Annotated in this window: 15 protein-coding genes and 1 tRNA gene; 10 read left to right on the forward strand and 6 right to left on the reverse strand. The window is 69.8% G+C overall.

Going from position 1 to position 15,213, the window contains the following annotated elements; genetic code table 11:
* Window positions 1–6 precede the first annotated feature (6 nt).
* Both AB0B91_RS54145 and AB0B91_RS54150 read right to left on the reverse strand, forming a co-directional pair.
* Entirely contained in the window at window positions 7–1,311 is a 1,305-nt protein-coding gene (locus AB0B91_RS54145; protein WP_358339284.1) for a molybdopterin-dependent oxidoreductase, read from the reverse strand.
* Between the two features lie 84 nt (window positions 1,312–1,395).
* The gene (locus AB0B91_RS54150; RefSeq protein ID WP_358339287.1) at window positions 1,396–2,874 is read right to left on the reverse strand and encodes a glycosyltransferase family 39 protein; all 1,479 of its coding nucleotides are present in this window, start codon (window positions 2,872–2,874) and stop codon (window positions 1,396–1,398) included.
* A gap of 235 nt (window positions 2,875–3,109) precedes the next feature.
* On the opposite strand from AB0B91_RS54150, the gene AB0B91_RS54155 reads away from it, so the two are divergent.
* From AB0B91_RS54155 to AB0B91_RS54180, 6 genes are all read left to right on the forward strand, one after another.
* Complete coding sequence (locus AB0B91_RS54155; RefSeq protein ID WP_358339290.1) at window positions 3,110–4,138, forward strand: NAD-dependent epimerase/dehydratase family protein; 1,029 nt, start codon at window positions 3,110–3,112, stop codon at window positions 4,136–4,138.
* Between the two features lie 46 nt (window positions 4,139–4,184).
* Window positions 4,185–4,850, forward strand: a complete 666-nt coding sequence (locus AB0B91_RS54160) for a glycosyltransferase family 2 protein (protein ID WP_358339293.1) — start codon at window positions 4,185–4,187, stop codon at window positions 4,848–4,850.
* The gene (locus AB0B91_RS54165; protein WP_358339296.1) at window positions 4,847–5,512 is read left to right on the forward strand and encodes a TIGR04282 family arsenosugar biosynthesis glycosyltransferase; all 666 of its coding nucleotides are present in this window, start codon (window positions 4,847–4,849) and stop codon (window positions 5,510–5,512) included. Before AB0B91_RS54160 ends, AB0B91_RS54165 begins: the two co-directional genes overlap by 4 nt.
* A 96-nt stretch (window positions 5,513–5,608) precedes the next feature.
* Entirely contained in the window at window positions 5,609–6,937 is a 1,329-nt protein-coding gene (locus AB0B91_RS54170) for a glycosyltransferase 87 family protein (RefSeq protein WP_358339299.1), read from the forward strand.
* A 98-nt stretch (window positions 6,938–7,035) separates the two neighbouring features.
* On the forward strand, window positions 7,036–8,025 hold the full coding sequence (locus tag AB0B91_RS54175) for an NAD-dependent epimerase/dehydratase family protein (protein ID WP_358339302.1): 990 nt from the start codon (window positions 7,036–7,038) through the stop codon (window positions 8,023–8,025).
* A complete protein-coding gene (locus AB0B91_RS54180) occupies window positions 8,022–8,723 on the forward strand; it encodes a glycosyltransferase family 2 protein (protein ID WP_358339305.1) in 702 nt (233 codons plus the stop codon). Before AB0B91_RS54175 ends, AB0B91_RS54180 begins: the two co-directional genes overlap by 4 nt.
* On the opposite strand, the gene AB0B91_RS54185 is transcribed toward AB0B91_RS54180, so the two are convergent.
* Window positions 8,659–8,934 carry a hypothetical protein gene (locus AB0B91_RS54185; RefSeq protein ID WP_358339308.1) on the reverse strand — a complete coding sequence of 92 codons (276 nt, stop codon included), beginning with the start codon at window positions 8,932–8,934 and terminating at the stop codon, window positions 8,659–8,661. The two genes, AB0B91_RS54180 and AB0B91_RS54185, sit on opposite strands and share 65 nt — an antisense overlap.
* 274 nt (window positions 8,935–9,208) lie before the next feature.
* Between AB0B91_RS54185 and AB0B91_RS54190 the strand changes: the two genes are divergently transcribed.
* Together AB0B91_RS54190 and AB0B91_RS54195 are read left to right on the forward strand one after the other, a co-directional pair.
* The gene (locus AB0B91_RS54190) at window positions 9,209–9,847 is read left to right on the forward strand and encodes a TIGR04282 family arsenosugar biosynthesis glycosyltransferase (RefSeq protein WP_358339311.1); all 639 of its coding nucleotides are present in this window, start codon (window positions 9,209–9,211) and stop codon (window positions 9,845–9,847) included.
* Window positions 9,847–10,455 carry an SAM-dependent methyltransferase gene (locus AB0B91_RS54195; protein WP_358339314.1) on the forward strand — a complete coding sequence of 203 codons (609 nt, stop codon included), beginning with the start codon at window positions 9,847–9,849 and terminating at the stop codon, window positions 10,453–10,455. Before AB0B91_RS54190 ends, AB0B91_RS54195 begins: the two co-directional genes overlap by 1 nt.
* Window positions 10,456–10,677: 222 nt before the next feature.
* Here AB0B91_RS54195 and AB0B91_RS54200 read toward each other — a convergent pair.
* Together AB0B91_RS54200 and AB0B91_RS54205 are read right to left on the reverse strand one after the other, a co-directional pair.
* Window positions 10,678–10,751 (reverse strand) — tRNA-Pro (locus AB0B91_RS54200).
* Window positions 10,752–10,815: 64 nt separating this feature from the next.
* Window positions 10,816–11,679, reverse strand: a complete 864-nt coding sequence (locus AB0B91_RS54205) for a metallophosphoesterase (protein WP_358339416.1) — start codon at window positions 11,677–11,679, stop codon at window positions 10,816–10,818.
* Between the two features lie 195 nt (window positions 11,680–11,874).
* Between AB0B91_RS54205 and AB0B91_RS54210 the strand changes: the two genes are divergently transcribed.
* Complete coding sequence (locus tag AB0B91_RS54210) at window positions 11,875–12,330, forward strand: GatB/YqeY domain-containing protein (protein WP_358339317.1); 456 nt, start codon at window positions 11,875–11,877, stop codon at window positions 12,328–12,330.
* A 53-nt stretch (window positions 12,331–12,383) separates the two neighbouring features.
* On the opposite strand, the gene AB0B91_RS54215 is transcribed toward AB0B91_RS54210, so the two are convergent.
* Window positions 12,384–14,636: a transglycosylase domain-containing protein gene (locus tag AB0B91_RS54215; protein WP_358339320.1), complete on the reverse strand. Its 2,253-nt coding sequence runs from the start codon at window positions 14,634–14,636 to the stop codon at window positions 12,384–12,386.
* Window positions 14,637–14,877: 241 nt separating this feature from the next.
* On the opposite strand from AB0B91_RS54215, the gene AB0B91_RS54220 reads away from it, so the two are divergent.
* Window positions 14,878–15,174 carry a WhiB family transcriptional regulator gene (locus AB0B91_RS54220; RefSeq protein WP_148036282.1) on the forward strand — a complete coding sequence of 99 codons (297 nt, stop codon included), beginning with the start codon at window positions 14,878–14,880 and terminating at the stop codon, window positions 15,172–15,174.
* Window positions 15,175–15,213: the final 39 nt, after the last annotated feature.

Here is a 15,213-nt window from a genome sequence, read left to right on the forward strand (position 1 = left end):
CGTCCCTCATTTCGCCGTCGGATGGAAGCCGAGTCTGCGGACCCACTTCGTGTTGTGCACGCCGGGGGCGTTCGGGACGATGATCCTGGCGGGATAGCCGTGGTCGAGGGACAGATCGGCGCCGTTGACCCGCAAGGCGAGCAGGGAGCGGGGGTCGGCCACCTGGCCCGTGCTCAGCGATGCCCGGCGGAAGGAGCCGCCGCGTTGCAGGGATTCGACGAGCACCTCCGCCATGCCGGGCGTCATCCCCGCCAGCCGCGCCAGATCGGCCAGCCGTACGCCCGTCCACAACTGCTCTGTGGACCATCCCTCCACGCACGCGATGGGCAGCGCGTAGGTGTGCAGCGGCATCGCCAGCAGTTCGGCGCGGCTCAGGCCGGCCGGACGTGGTCCGGCCAGTTCCAGCCTCCATGCCGGGCCGGTGTCCGCCAGATGGACGCCCATGGCGGTGGCGGACTTGTTCACCTGGAAGTCGTTGGGGCCGGGGCCGTAGTCCCGCCCGTGCGGGGCCAGGAGCGCGGTGCGGCGCAGCGGTCCGTCCAGGGTCTGGCCGGCGGACAGACCGAGCGTGATCAGTGAGGCGCCGCCCACGAAGGCGAGCACGCCCCGCCGGGACATGGTGGGCTCCGCCGGAGACGGGGGAACCAGGCCATCGGGATCGGGTGGCTCAGGACGGGTCTCTTCCAGCCTGGTACGCAGCTCACGAAGGAAGCTCCGCGACCGCAGCGATCGGACCATCTTCGGCAGCTTGAAGGCGACGTGGACCACGAAGGCCGCGAGGAAGATCCACGCCCCGTACAGGTGGGCCGGGTAGAAGGAGAACGGGAAGACGTAGAAGAGCTGGATGTTCAGGATGCCGGTGACGAACTCGAACACCGCGCCGCCGACCAGGAGCAGCAGACTGGCGCGCTCCACGGCTTCGGCGGGGGAGCGCGCCGGTGGCCAGGTGAACAGCTTCGGGATCACCGACCACAGCTTGGCCAGCAGCACCGAGGTCAACGTCAGTCCGAGGACGACGTGCACTCCCTGCGTGACCCGGTACAGCCAGGCCGGGTGGGTTGGCCAGTCGAACAGGTAGAAGCCCAGCCATCCCTTTTCGGGGGTCGTGTCGTTGATGGGCAACTGCGGGTCATAGGCGGCGTAGGACACCAGTCCGGTGATCGCGATGATCGGGATCCCGAACAGCAGGACGAGACCGAAAACCGAGGTCAGCCACGGGCCACGCAGCGGACTGCGCCAGAACCCCGGCCGGAACGGGCCAGGCGGAGGATGTTCTCGCAGCCAAGCGGTGACGTTTTTCCGATCTGACACCGAATCACCCCGAAACAAGTGTTCTGCCGGAAATACCCCTATTTGGGATCGCATAACTGGGGCGGCCGGCGTGGGCCGCGGCGGTCACCCGAGCCGTCGCGTGATCTCCGCGCAGGAACCCCGCCCCAAGGGGAGCCACAAGACCGAAGGCGGCGGAGATCCCCCGACGATCGGCCGGAACACCCCTTTCGGGACATCCGCCAGCAGCTTCTCAGGGCAGCGGCGGTAGTACCGTGTCAGATCGGGGGGAAATCCCCGGAGATCGGTCGGGCGCCCGACCACGATCGCGGCGAAACGCCGTTCGGTCACCGCGCGGGCGATGCTGCGTTCGAGCTCCGCCTGTGCGGAGCGGTCGGTGCCGCGCAGGATGTCGGCGGCGGCGGCTCGGTGGGCCACGGGCGGGAGCCCGGCCACCACGTTCAGTCCCGGATCGGAGAAAACCGCCACCGGCCCGTCGAACTCCCCCAGCCACGTGCGGAGCCGGTCACCCACACGTCGGTCAGCGGGGCCCGGGACCACCCGGTCGGCATCGAGGGTGCTCACGGCCAGGACAGCGATCTGCGCCAGGACCAGCAGACCGGCCACGGCCCCGCGCGGGCTCGGCGTCGAGCCGCCCATCCCGATACCCGCGAGAAACGCCACGGCGACATAGACCGGAAGCATGTTGTTCACCGCACCGCCCGCGTGCACGAGGCCGGCGTAACCTTCCACGACCAGGGCGAGGCAGCCCAGGCCGATGAGCAGCGGAGTCCGCCGCACCGCGAGCAGGACCGCGCCCAGCGCGAAGCCGAGGGCGGGCAACAGGTACCGGGTCCAGAACTCGGTGAACGCGGCGTGGTGAAGCCGGTGCTGGGCGAGCAGCTCGAAGACATAGAACACGTACCAGCCGTGGCTGCTCAGGCCCCATACGAGCGTGGTCAGGCCCATCACCGCCGCGAACGTCACCGCCAGCCACCCTCCCAGACGGCGCCGGGGACCGCACAGCAGCGCAGCGGTGATCGCCACCGCCTCGGCGAGCGCGCTCTGCTTGGTGAGGAAGGCCGCCGCGAGCAGCAGTCCGGCGGCCACCGCACCGCCCGGCCGGCGCATCCACCGGGCCAGGTACAGCCCGGCGAGACTGAGGAGAAGGAAGAGCGAGTCCACCCGGGCGAAGTCCAACCAGGAGTCGACGGCGAAGTAGGTCGCGGCGTAGAGCCCTGCCGCGGCCACCCCGGCGGCCAGATCTCCGGTCTCGCGCTGGACCAGCCGGGTGAGGAGGACGAAGCAGCCGAGCGAGGCGACCAGCGAGACCAGTCGGAGCGGGAGATAGGAGACCCCCAGCACGCTCGCGAGGGCCGCGGAGGTGGCGAAGTACAGCGGGGGATAGGCGTCGGGCACGTAGTCGACCGTGGGAGCGGAGTACAACGGGCGGCCGGTGAGCAACCGTTCCACCTCGACCAGGGAGTTGCCTTCCAGCCACTCCAGGGCGTACGGATAACCCAGCCGGCTCACGGCGATGCCGACGTACACGGCCATCGCGACGAGTCCCGCGGCCGCGGCGAGCAAGATCGGAAGCCGTGCCACAGCCGCCGGGCTGAGCCATTCTCGAAACCCGCGACTACTCACGGACGGATTCCGGCATCGTCCGGAGAGCCGGGAAGACGTCCGCGGCCACACCGGTCACGTTAACGGCGAAGTCCCGGCGGCCGGGTCGACGCCGCCGCATGAAGCGGTCTCGACACGGTCAAGGGTCACTCGTGACCATGCCTGACGACCCGCGTTCTGGGCTCGCTGGAGTTCGGGCAATAGCGTTGGTGCGGTGAAGATACTGGTCACCGGCGCGGCCGGCTTCATCGGAAGTCATGTGGCCGAGGCGCTGCGGGTGGCCGGCCACGAGGTCACCGGCCTCGACCGCCGGCCGGGGGCCGGTCATGTGGTCGGTGACGTTCGTGACGCGGAGGTGCTCGCACGTCGGCTGCCGGGCGTCGACGCGGTGGTCCACCAGGCCGCGAAGGTAGGGATCGGGGCTGGTGTATCCGATCTGCCTGACTACACCTCGGTCAACGTACACGGCACCGCCGTGCTGCTCGCCGGCATGGCGGAGCACGGTGTGGGCCGCCTGGTCCTGGCCTCGTCGATGGTCGTGTACGGCGAGGGCGCCTACGACTGCCCCCGGCACGGCCGGGTCCGGCCGGGTCCTCGTGCCCGGGAGGATCTCGCCCGCGGCGCGTTCGAACCCCGCTGCCCGTATTGCGGGGCGGAGTTGGCACCCGCCGCGATCGACGAGGATGCGCCCCCAGATCCCCGCAACGTCTACGCGACCACCAAGCTCGCTCAGGAGCACCTGGCCGCCAACTGGGCGCGGGAGACCGGCGGTACGCCGATCGCGCTGCGCTACCACAACGTCTACGGTCCGAGGATGCCCAGGGACACGCCCTATTCGGGGGTCGCGGCGATCTTCCGGTCGGCTCTGGAGGCAGGCAGGGCACCTCGGGTGTTCGAGGACGGCCGCCAGCGACGTGACTTCGTGCACGTCCGGGACGTCGCCCACGCCAACCTCGCGGCCCTCGGCTCCAGCACTCCACCCGGAGTGCTGACGGTCTGCAACGTGGCCAGCGGCGAGCCGCACACGATCGGGGAGATGGCCACCGCGCTCGCGGCCGCGCACGGTGGTCCCGAGCCGGTCACGACGGGCGAGTATCGCCTGGGCGACGTGCGGCACATCGTCGCCGCCGCCGGCCGCGCCACCCGCGAGCTCGGCTTCCGCGCGGAGATCGGCTTCGCCGAAGGGATGCGGGAGTTCGCCGTGGCGCCGCTGGGAACTGGCGATTTCTCTGAAGGCACGTGACCCTCCCGTGAGGATCGGGTACGGCCTGCGGCTCTAGCGTCGACATATGAAGCTCGATGTGGTGCTGCCCTGCCTGGATGAGGAGGCGGCCCTGCCGTGGGTGCTCGGGCGTATGCCGGACGGCTTCCATCCGATCGTGGTCGACAACGGCTCGGCCGACGGATCCGCACGGGTCGCCGCCGCGCTCGGCGCGACGGTGGTGACCGAGCTCCGGCGTGGGTTCGGCGCCGCCTGTCATGCCGGACTGATGGCCGCGACCACGGACGTGATCTGCTTCATGGACGCCGACGCGTCCCTGGATCCCGGACAGCTGCCGTTGGTGGCCGGGCCCGTCCTGAACGGCGAGGCGGAGCTGGTCCTCGGACGGCGCGTCCTGCGTCCCGGCGCGTCGTGGCCGATGCATGCCCGGCTCGGCAACGCCGTACTGGCCAGGAGGCTGCGCCGCCGGACCGGCGCCCTCCTGCACGATCTCGGGCCGATGCGGGCATGTCGGCGCGCCGACCTGCTGGCACTGCGGCTGACCGACCGGCGCTGCGGCTATCCCCTGGAGATGGTCCTGCGCGCGGCGTCCGCAGGCTGGCGGATAGGCGAAACCGACGTGGACTATCTGCCCCGGGCGGGCCGGTCGAAGGTGACCGGTACGGTGCGCGGCACGCTGCGGGCCGTCGGAGACATGCGCCGGGTCCTGGCCGGCCGCGAGGGTAGGACATGAGCGGGCGGTACGGCGAGCATCCGATCCATGCCCAGGTCGTAGTGATCGCCAAGGAGCCGGTGCCCGGGAAGGTCAAGACCCGGCTGATCCCGCCCTTCACCCCGCGCGAAGCCGCGGCACTCGCCGCCGCCGCGTTGGAGGACACGCTGCGGACGGTCGCCCGCGTGCCGGACGCCCGCCACGTGCTCGCCCTCGACGGGACCCCGGGAGCCTGGCTCCCCGAGAGCTTCACGGTGCTGCCGCAGCGCGGCCGCGGGCTGGACCAGCGGCTCGCGGCGGCCTTCGACGACGCCCACCGGCTCCTGCCCGCACCCATCGTGCTCATCGGCATGGACACGCCGCAGGTCACCCCGGGCCTGCTGACCACCGCCCTGTCCCTTCTCGGCGACCACGAGGCGGTGTTCGGCCCGGCGGCGGACGGCGGGTTCTGGCTGCTCGGCCTGCATGTCCCCGACCCGGCGTTGCTGCTCGGCGTCCCGATGTCGGAGCCGACCACGGGTGAGGTCCTGCTGCGCAGGCTCACCCAGGCCGGCTTGAGCGTCGCCTCGATGCCGTGCCTGACCGACGTGGACACCGCGGCCGACGTGTTCGCGGTGGCGGCTCTCAGTCCGCGCTCCGCCTTCGCCGCCGCGCTCGCCAGGACGAGTCCGCTTCGCAGGTGACTCTCCCGGGGCGTTGCCGCGGCGATTTCTTACGGAGTACGGACGAACCGCGCTGCGGCAGCCTCATGAGGGGTGGCCGATGCGAAGCTGCGGAGCGTGAGCAGGCACACGATGTACGTCGGCGCGACACTCCTGGCGCTCGTCGCCGTCCTGGTCAGGATGGCGTTCGGGCGTCCTGACCTGCTGCCGTGGTACCTGGTCGCGTGGGGGCTGTACGTGGTGGCGCTGTGGCTGGCCAGGTCGATGCCGGCGCGGCAGCGCGCGGTGCTGGTCGTCGCGGGCGGCGTCATCGTGACCGCCACCGGCCTGGTCGCACCGCCGAGCACCAGCACTGATTCCTACCGGTACGCGTGGGACGGCCGGGTTCAGGCGGCGGGCATCTCGCCCTATGACCATCCTCCCGCCGATCCGGCGCTGAGCCCGTTGCGTGACGGCTGGCTGTTCCCGGATGACTGTGACGCGCCCGATCGCGCCCGGGTCTCGCAAGGGGTGTGCACCCGGATCAACCGACCCTTGGTGCACACGATCTACCCGCCGCTGGCGGAGGGGTACTTCCTGCTGGTGCACTGGCTGACGCCGGAGGGTTCGCGGCACAAGGGATTGCAGGCCGGCGGCGCGCTGATGGCGATCGCGGTGCTGCTGGCGTTGTGGCGATGGGCGGGCGCGGGCCGGGCCGCCTGTTGGGCGTGGTGCCCGGCCGTGCCCGCCGAGGCGGTGAACAACGCGCACATCGACATGCTGGGCGTGCTGCTCGTGGTGCTCGCCTTCTGCGTGGTCCGCGGCCGGGGAGCCCTGCTCGGCGCGGCCATCGCGGCCAAGCTGATCCCCGCGACCGCGTTGCCCGGCGCGCTGTCGGGGGTGCTCAAGGGCGGGGTGGCCTGGCGGCGCATCGCCGCCGTCGTCGTGCCCGCCGTCCTGGTGATCGTGCTGACCTACCTGCCCTATGTGCTCATCTCGCGGGGCTCCGTGGCGGGCTACCTGTTCGGGTACGTCCAGGAGGAAGGCTACGAGGCGCCCTCAGCGAGGGGGCGGTACGCGGTGTTGCGGCTGGTGATGCCGGATTCGTGGGCTCCGTTCGCCGCGATCCTGCTGCTGGCGCTGGTGGTGCTGTACGTCCTGCGCTACGGAGATCCCGAGCGGCCCTGGGGCGGCGCGTTGCTGGTCAGCGGGTCCGTCCTGCTGCTGTTCACGCCCGAGTACTCCTGGTACGCCCTGCTGGTGGTCGCGCTGGTCGCCATGGACGGCCGGTGGGAGTGGCTGGGCGTGGCCTTGGCGGGAGCGGTCGGCTACCTGTTCGGCCCTGCGACGCTCGCCTACACACTGGCGGCCCTGACCGTGCTCGCGGGCTGGGCCGTACGCCGGGCCCGCCGCTCCCGCACGGTCGTCGAGAGGGGAGCGGCGCAAGAGGTGGGAGCGGCGCGATGAGCCTCCGGACCCTTGCGGTACACCGCAGTTCTTACGGCTTGCGAACGCGGCCGCGGCGGCTCTGACAACGCGCGGTCTCCACAGTTAACGTCAGCCAGGTGAAGGTCATGGTCACCGGCTCGTCCGGATTCATCGGTAGTCATGTCGTCGAGGCCTTCGAAGCGGCCGGGCACGGGGTGGTGCGACTCGATCTGAAGGACGGTCCCGACGTGCGGGACGAGGCAGTCCTGGACCGGGCTCTGCCGGGCGTGGGCCTGGTGGTGCACCAGGCTGCCAAGGTGGGTCTGGGCGTGGATGTAGCTGATCTGCCCGACTACGCGGCGGTCAACGTGTACGGCACCGCGGTCCTGCTGGCGGCGATGGCCAGACACGGCATTGAGCGGCTGGTCCTGGCCTCGTCGATGGTGGTTTACGGGGAGGGCGCCTACGACTGTCCCGAGCACGGCCGGGTACGCCCAGGCCCGCGCTCCGCCGAGGACCTCCGGCGTGGCCTCTTCGAGCCGACCTGCCCGGAGTGCCGCGCCACGCTGCACCGCGCGGTCATCGGAGAAGACGCTCCGCTCGACCCGCGCAACGCCTACGCCACGACCAAACTCGCTCAGGAGCACCTGGCGGCGAACTGGGCGCGGGAGACGGCGGGAACGGCGGTGGCGCTCAGGTATCACAACGTCTACGGTCCGCGGATGCCGCGCGACACCCCCTATGCGGGAGTGGCGGCGATCTTCAAGTCGGCGTTGGAGGCGGGCCGCGTGCCGAGGGTGTTCGAGGACGGCAGGCAGATGCGCGACTTCGTGCACGTGCGCGATGTCGCCCAGGCGAACCTGGCCGCGGCCACACCGGTGCCAGGTAGCTTGACCGCCTACAACATCGCCAGCGGCACCCCGCACACCGTCGGAGAGATGGCCGCCGCCCTGGCGGCCGAGCACGGCGGACCCGAACCGGTCGTCACAGGCGAGTACCGGCTGGGCGATGTCCGGCATATCGTCGCCGCGCCCGACCGGGCCAGAGTCGAGCTCGGATTCCGTGCCGGGGTCACGTTCGCGGATGGAATGAAAGAGTTCGCCACCGCTCCGCTGGGGATGTCATGACCGTCGACGTCGTGCTGCCCTGTCTGAACGAAGAGGCCGCGCTGCCGTGGATCCTTGACCGGATGCCGCCCGGCTACACGGCGATCGTGGCCGACAACGGCTCCACTGACGGCTCGGCCAAGGTGGCGGCGGAGTTCGGCGCGCGCGTGGTCAGCGAGCCCCGCCGCGGGTTCGGCGCCGCCTGCCACGCGGGAGTGCTGGCCGCGACGGCGGACATCGTCTGCTTCATGGACGCGGACGCCTCGCTCGATCCTCAGCAGTTGCCCGAGGTGGTCGCCTCCGTGCTGGCGGGTGAGGCCGACCTGGTGCTCGGGAGGAGGATTCCGCGGGCCGGCGCGGCATGGCCGGCCCACGCCCGCCTCGGCAACGCCGTACTGGCCAGGAAGCTGCGCCGCCGCACCGGTGCGCCCTTGCACGACCTGGGGCCGATGCGCGCCTGCTCACGAGCGGAGCTGATCGCGCTCGGCCTGACCGATCGCCGGTTCGGCTACCCCTTGGAGATGGTGTTGCGCGCCGCGCATGCCGGTTGGCGGATCGCCGAGGTCGAGGTGGACTACTTGCCGCGCAGCGGCCGTTCCAAGGTCACCGGCACCGTCCGCGGCACCATGCGGGCGGTCGCCGACATGCGGCGCGTCATGAACGCCGCGCGAAAGTCTGCATCACTACCGCCGGCAGCGGGACGGCGGGCGCGGAGCTGAGAATCCGCTCGCGCGAAGTGGCGGCACGCTCCGCAGCCAGGCCCACGCCGGCCGGAGACAGGCCGGAGCCGATCAGCCGTTCCTGAGCCGGTCGAGATCGGGGAATCATCGAAAAGATCTTGCGAGAACCCAGCATCCGGCTGCCGAGGATGTGCAGGGCGTGGTGTGCCAGCGCGACGGAGAAGCCGCCTTCGCGGAAGATGCCGATCACCGCGTTGGCGTACCGCGGCACGGCGGGTCCGGGTGTGGTCCGGGCCTCCACTGTGCGGGGCGCCCACATGTGACGGAGGATGACATCGCGCGCGGCGAGCACCGTACATGCTGGGCCATCACGCCCGGGGCAAGGTCGCCATCAGCGTGTAGGGCGACCCGGCCCGCCACCCGCGAGCCGAACACGTGGCCCGTATCGTTCGCACTCCGTAAGAAGTCCGTGCCGTAACGACCTTGTAAGAGATGACGCAGGTCACAGCCCTTATCTTCAGGGCATGACGCAGATCGTGATCATTGCCAAGGAGCCGGTGCCGGGCCGGGTGAAGACCCGCCTGACACCGCCCTACAGCCCGGCCCAGGCGGCTCGCCTGGCCGAGGCCGCGCTCGAGGACACCCTGCGTACCGTCGCGGTGACACCCGCCACCCAGCGGGTGCTGGTCCTGGACGGCCTGCCCGGCGGCTGGCTGCCCGCAGGCTTCGAGGTGATCCCCCAGCGCGGGTCCGGTCTGGACGAGCGCCTCGCCGCGGCGTTCGCCGACGCCTACCGGCTCTGGCCGGAGCCGATGGTGCTGATCGGTATGGACACCCCCCAAGTGACCCCCGAGCTGCTGCACGCGGCCATACAGGGACTGAGCGAAGACGATGCCGTCTTCGGACCCGCCGCGGACGGCGGCTTCTGGCTGCTGGGGCTGCGTCGTCCCGATCCCGATCTGCTGCTCGGCGTGCCCATGTCGCAGCCCCACACCGGACGGGCGCAACTCGAACGCCTCAGCGGGGCGGGGCTGAGCGTACGGCACCTGCCCGAATTGACCGACGTGGACACCGCGGCCGACGCCGCCCAGGTCGCCTCCGACGCCCCGGCCTCACGCTTCGCCCTGGCGCTCCACGAGCTGGCGGCGGTCGCACTGCGATGATGGGCGAGATCTACGCCGACGCGCTGGCCGGAGCCTCCGCCGAGCTCGAGTACGTCGACGGCACCCGCACTCTCCTGGAGACCACTCGCTGGTTCGAGCCCATCGATGGCGACGAGACCATGCTGCGGCGATGCGCCGGGCCCACCCTGGACATCGGCTCGGGCCCAGGCCGGCTCACCGTCGCGCTCAACCGCCGCGGCATCCCGGCCCTCGGCATCGACATCACCCCGCACGCCGTACACCTGACCCGCCGAGCGGGCGGCTTCGCGCTGCGCCGCAGCGTCTTCGACGAACTGCCCGGAAGCGGCCGCTGGGAGACGGCCCTGCTCGCTGACGGCAACATCGGGATCGGCGGCCATCCCGGCGTCCTGCTGCGCAGAGTCAGAGAGCTGGTACGTCCGGGCGGCCGGGCCATCGTCGAGGTCGACCCGCCGGGGGTGAGCAGCCGTGTCAACCGGGTACGGCTGCGCCGCGACGATGTCGTGGGCGACTGGTTCGCCTGGGCGGTGGTCTCCGCCGACGACATCAGGCGCACAGCCCGGCTGGGCAGCTTCGACGTGACCGACTGCTGGCCGGAGGCCCGCCGCTGGTTCGCCGAGCTGCGCTAAGTCTTCGAACAGGCCGCACAGCTCATCGCGCCCGGCCTGGTCGGCGTGCTCGTATGCCCTCTCGCACTTAACGGCGCAGGGTGGACCTCTCACTGTCACGCTCGTTTGCGGCTGCCATCGAGGCGGACACTGTGATCCTGTCATTCGAACGAGTGTGGCGGTCAAATGAACAAGGGCCCGGCTCTCGATCTTGAGAACCAGGCCCTTACCTCGGGAACCCTGTCGGGGTGGCGGGATTTGAACCCACGGCCTCTTCGTCCCGAACGAAGCGCGCTGCCAAGCTGCGCTACACCCCGCTGCACGCCCTCTGCAGCGTGCTTGAGAAAGTCTAGCTGACTTCGCGGGTGCTTGTGACCGCCTTTACCGGCGCGGAAGCAGGGTCAGCAACGAGGCCTCCGGGAAGCAGGCGAAGCGGACCGGGGCGTACGGCGAGGTGCCGAGGCCGGCCGAGACGTGCAGCCAGGCGTCGTCGTGGCGGTTGAGGCCCTTGACGCGGGCCCGGTCGATGCCGCAGTTGGTGACCAGGGCGCCGTAGAAGGGGATGCAGAGCTGGCCGCCGTGCGTGTGGCCGGCCAGGAGGAGCTGGTAGCCGTCGGCGGCGAAGCGGGTCATGTTGCGGGGCTCGGGGGAGTGCATGACGCCGAGGCGGAGGTCCGCGTCGGCCGGGGCGGGGCCGGCGACCAGGTCGTAGCGGTCGCGGTCGATGTGGGAGTCGTGGATGCCCGCCACCGCCACGTCGAGGTCGCCGATCTTGACGCGGGCCGTGGTGTTGTTCATGTCGAGCCAGCCCTCGGCGGTCATGCCGGCGCCGAGCTCCTCCCAGGGGAGGGACGGGACGTGCTGGCGACGGTCCTTCTTGGAGGTGCGCCAGAGGTAGCGGGCCGGGTTTTTGGGCTTGGGGGCGTAGAGGTCGTTCGAGCCGTACACGAACATCCCGGGACGGGCCAGCAGAGGCTCCAGGGCGTGCAGGAGCGCGGGCACGGCCTCCGGGTGGGCGATCGAGTCGCCCGTGTTGACGACCAGGTCGGGCTCCAGCGAGCCGAGCGAGCGGACCCAGTTGATCAGCTTCTTGCGGCCCGGCGTCAGGTGCAGGTCGGACAGGTGGAGGATGCGTACGGGTCGCTGCCCGCGCTCGAGTACGGGCACGTCGAAGCGGCGCAGCCGGAACCAGTTGCGTTCGACGACGGAGGCGTAACCCAACCCGGCCAGGCCGAGACCGAGCATGGACAGTGGTACAGCGGCGGCTTTCCTCACCCATTCATGATGCCCGACATCCGGCCCGGGCCGTCCCGAGTCTGCGAGAAGGCGGTAAGAAGGGCGCCAGCAGGCCGTACAAAGGCCGCGAAAGGGCCGGGTGCTGGGCTGTGTGATGGGGCGCGCGAGCGCGTAGCCGTCCGTACACGCGGCAAGATGGACCGCATGAGCGCATTGAAGGACAAGCTGAAGGCCGACCTCACGGCCTCCATGAAGAGCCGGGACGAGCTACGTCTCCGGACGATTCGGATGGCACTGGCCGCGGTCAACGTCGAGGAGGTCGCCGGCAAGGCGGCCAGGGAGCTCTCCGACGACGAGATCATCAAGGTGCTGACCAAGGAGGCCAAGAAGCGCCGGGAGGCGGCGGAGGCGTTCGGCAACGCCGGTCGCGCGGCGCAGGCCCAGGCGGAGCTGGACGAGCAGGCGGTGCTGGAGGAATACCTGCCGGCGCAGCTCTCCGACGAGGAGCTCGGCCGCCTCGTCGACGAGGCCGTCGCCGAGACCGGTGCCGCCGGGCCGCAGGCGATGGGTCAGGTCATGAAGGCCGTCAACCCGAAAGTCGCCGGTCGCGCGGAGGGGGGACGGGTCGCCGCCGCCGTACGCGCGCGACTGTCCGCCTAGCCAAGAGGGTGCCCGCCCCAAAGCGGGCACCCAGGGCTCCAAGCGAGCTCAGGTCAGTTCAACGGAGCGACGTTCGCCGGAGTGATGGGCGATTCGCCGCCGCGTCCCCGGCCCCGCCCCCGGTTGTCGTCGCCGTTGTCGTCGCGGTTGAACTGGTCGAAGAAGTCGTCCGGCGGGCCGCCCTGATCGTCCTTCTTCTCCTTCTTGGGCTTGGGCGCGCAGTTGTCGCCGCAGCCGCCGAACCGCTCCTGATCCACCGGCGTGAACTTGGTGGGCTCGACGCCCTTGAGCGCCCCGAGCATCGCCTGCTTCCAGATGCGGCCCGAGATCGACGCGCCGTACACGTAGCTGTAGTAGCGGCCGCCGATGGTGACGCCGATCAGGTTGTGCGTGAAGGCGCCGCGCGGGTCGCCGAGGCTGACGGCGGAGGCGAGGTTCGGGGTGTAACCGGCGAACCAGGCGGCCGTGTAGCCGTCGGTGGTGCCCGTCTTGCCCGCCGCGTCCCGGCCGATGCCGCCGACCTCCCGCATCGTGCCCTTGGTGAACACGCCCGACAGGATGCCGCTGACGGCGTCGGCGACCTCCTCCTCCATGACCTTGGAGCACTTGGGTTTGTACTGCGTGGCCTTGCCGTAGCGGTCCTTGATCTCGGTGATCGCCAGCGGCTTGCAGTACTGGCCGCGTGAGGCGAAGACCGCGTAGGTGCTGGCCACCGTGACCGGGTCGACCTCGTTGATGCCGAGCGTGAAGGTCTCGAACTCGCGGAGCTTCGTGCCATCGGCCCGCTTGAGCCCGATCCGCTTGGCCAGCTTGACGACCTTGCAGAGCGTGACGCGCTCCTCAAGCCGCATGAAGAACGTGTTGACCGAGCCCCAGGTGCCGGTCTGCAGCGTCTTGAAGCCGCCGCCGCCCTCGCTGGAGTTGCGTACCTCGTGCGTGGGGTCGCCCACCCGCTTGCCGTCGCAGTCCTTGAACGCGCCGTAGCCGGACGCGGTGAAGCCGGCGGGCGCCGGGTAGCCGTCGCCGTACTTCAGGCCCTCCTCGAGCGCTGTGGCGAGCGTGTAGGCCTTCGCCGTCGAGCCCTGCTGGAAGCCGCCGCCACCGCCGTGCTTGGCGTCGGCGACGACGTTGTAGCTCATTTCATTCTTCTTCTTGCTGCCGCCGAACTTGCGCGAGGCCGCCATCGCCTTGATCTCGCCGGTGCCCGGCACGACCATCGCCTGCGAGGCCACGGGCTTGTCCTTGGTGCTGACGTACTCCTTGATGGCCTTCTCGGAGGCTTTCTGCATCTTCTTGTCGATGGTGGTCTTGATGGTGAGACCGCCACGCTGGAGCAGTTTGAGGCGTTCCTTGGGGGTCTTACCGAAATCCTCGTTGTTGAGGATCTCGTTCTGAACGTAGAGGCAGAAGTACGGGTACTTGCTCTCCTCGCAGCCGCCGGAGACCTTGGTGTCCTTGAAGACCAGCTTCTTGGCCTTGGCCTCGGCGGCCTCCTGCGGTGTGATCTTGCCGAGTTCGGCCATTCGGTCGAGGACGACGTTGCGCCGGGCCTTCAGCAGTTCCCTGGACGCTTTGCTGACGTTCGGGTCGGTCCGGTTGGGGTTCTGGACCGCGCCCGCGAGCGTGGCCGCCTCGACGAGATTGAGCGCGGAGGCCGGCTTGCCGAAGAAGCGCTTGGAAGCGGCCTGGATGCCGTGCGCGCCGGCGCCGAAGTATGCGATGTTCAGATACTTTTCAAGGATCTGATCCTTGGTGTACTTCTTCTCGATCGCCATGGCATAGCGCAGTTCGTTGAGCTTGCGCCCGACGGTGGCCTCGATGGCCGCGGCCTGTTCCTCTTTGGTCTCGGCCGAGTTGAGCAGCACCTGCTTGACGTACTGCTGCGTGATCGACGAGCCGCCCTGGGTCACGCCGCCCGTGGTGAGGTTCTTGACCAGAGCTCGGGCCGTTCCCTCCACGTCGATCGGGCCGTGCTGATAGAAACGGAAGTCCTCGATCGAGATCAGCGCGGTGCGCATGATGGGGGCGACCTGGTCCAAGCTCACGGACTGGCGGTTCTCGTAGTAGAACTGGGCTATCTGCTTGCCGTCGGCGTCCTGCAGGACCGTGCGCTCGGGCAGCGGGGGTTCGTCCAGGTCCTCGGGTTTTAGGTTGATCCCCGTCATCGCGGATTTGGCGGACATCCCCGCCCCGCCGACGGCCGGAAGGGCTATGGCAGCCGTGAGAACGCCCGCGGCCGCACCGGCGGCGATCAACCGCGTGATGTTCAGGAACGGCGAGGAACGATCTTTGCCCTGAGCTTGCACAAGTCCAAGAGTACGTCGAATGGGTGACCTTATCGGTAACTCGGCACCATTTCGCCTTGACTGACGGGGGTGACTAGTCATTCCCGGTCAAGACTGCAGCGAGAAATTGGTCCTCTGGGGTCTGTCGGCCCGAACGTCTAGTTGCGTACGTTCTCCTCTGCGGCAACTGAATACGGAGGCTCGGCGCCCGCGCCCGTCGGCCCCAAATGACGACTGACCACCTAAGGGGAGTGGGGTCGAAATGTGGATCACGGATTGGACCTCCCGTGCCGCCTGTCGAGGAGCGGACCCGGACGCGCTGTTCGTCCAGGGCGCCGCACAGAACAGGGCAAAGCTGATCTGCCGAGGATGCCCGGTCCGTACCGAATGCCTCGCCGATGCGCTGGACAACCGCATCGAGTTTGGCGTGTGGGGCGGTATGACGGAACGGGAACGGCGGGCTCTGCTTCGGCGGCGTCCTGACGTGGATTCGTGGCGAGAGCTGCTCGAGTCCGCCAAGGAAGAGTACGAACGGACTAACGAGTTGATCGCAGGCTGACCCAAGCCTCGGGAGTACGGCCGGTGCCGGCACCGGCCG

The organism is Nonomuraea sp. NPDC049141, from assembly GCF_040648415.1.
GTDB lineage: Bacteria > Actinomycetota > Actinomycetes > Streptosporangiales > Streptosporangiaceae > Nonomuraea.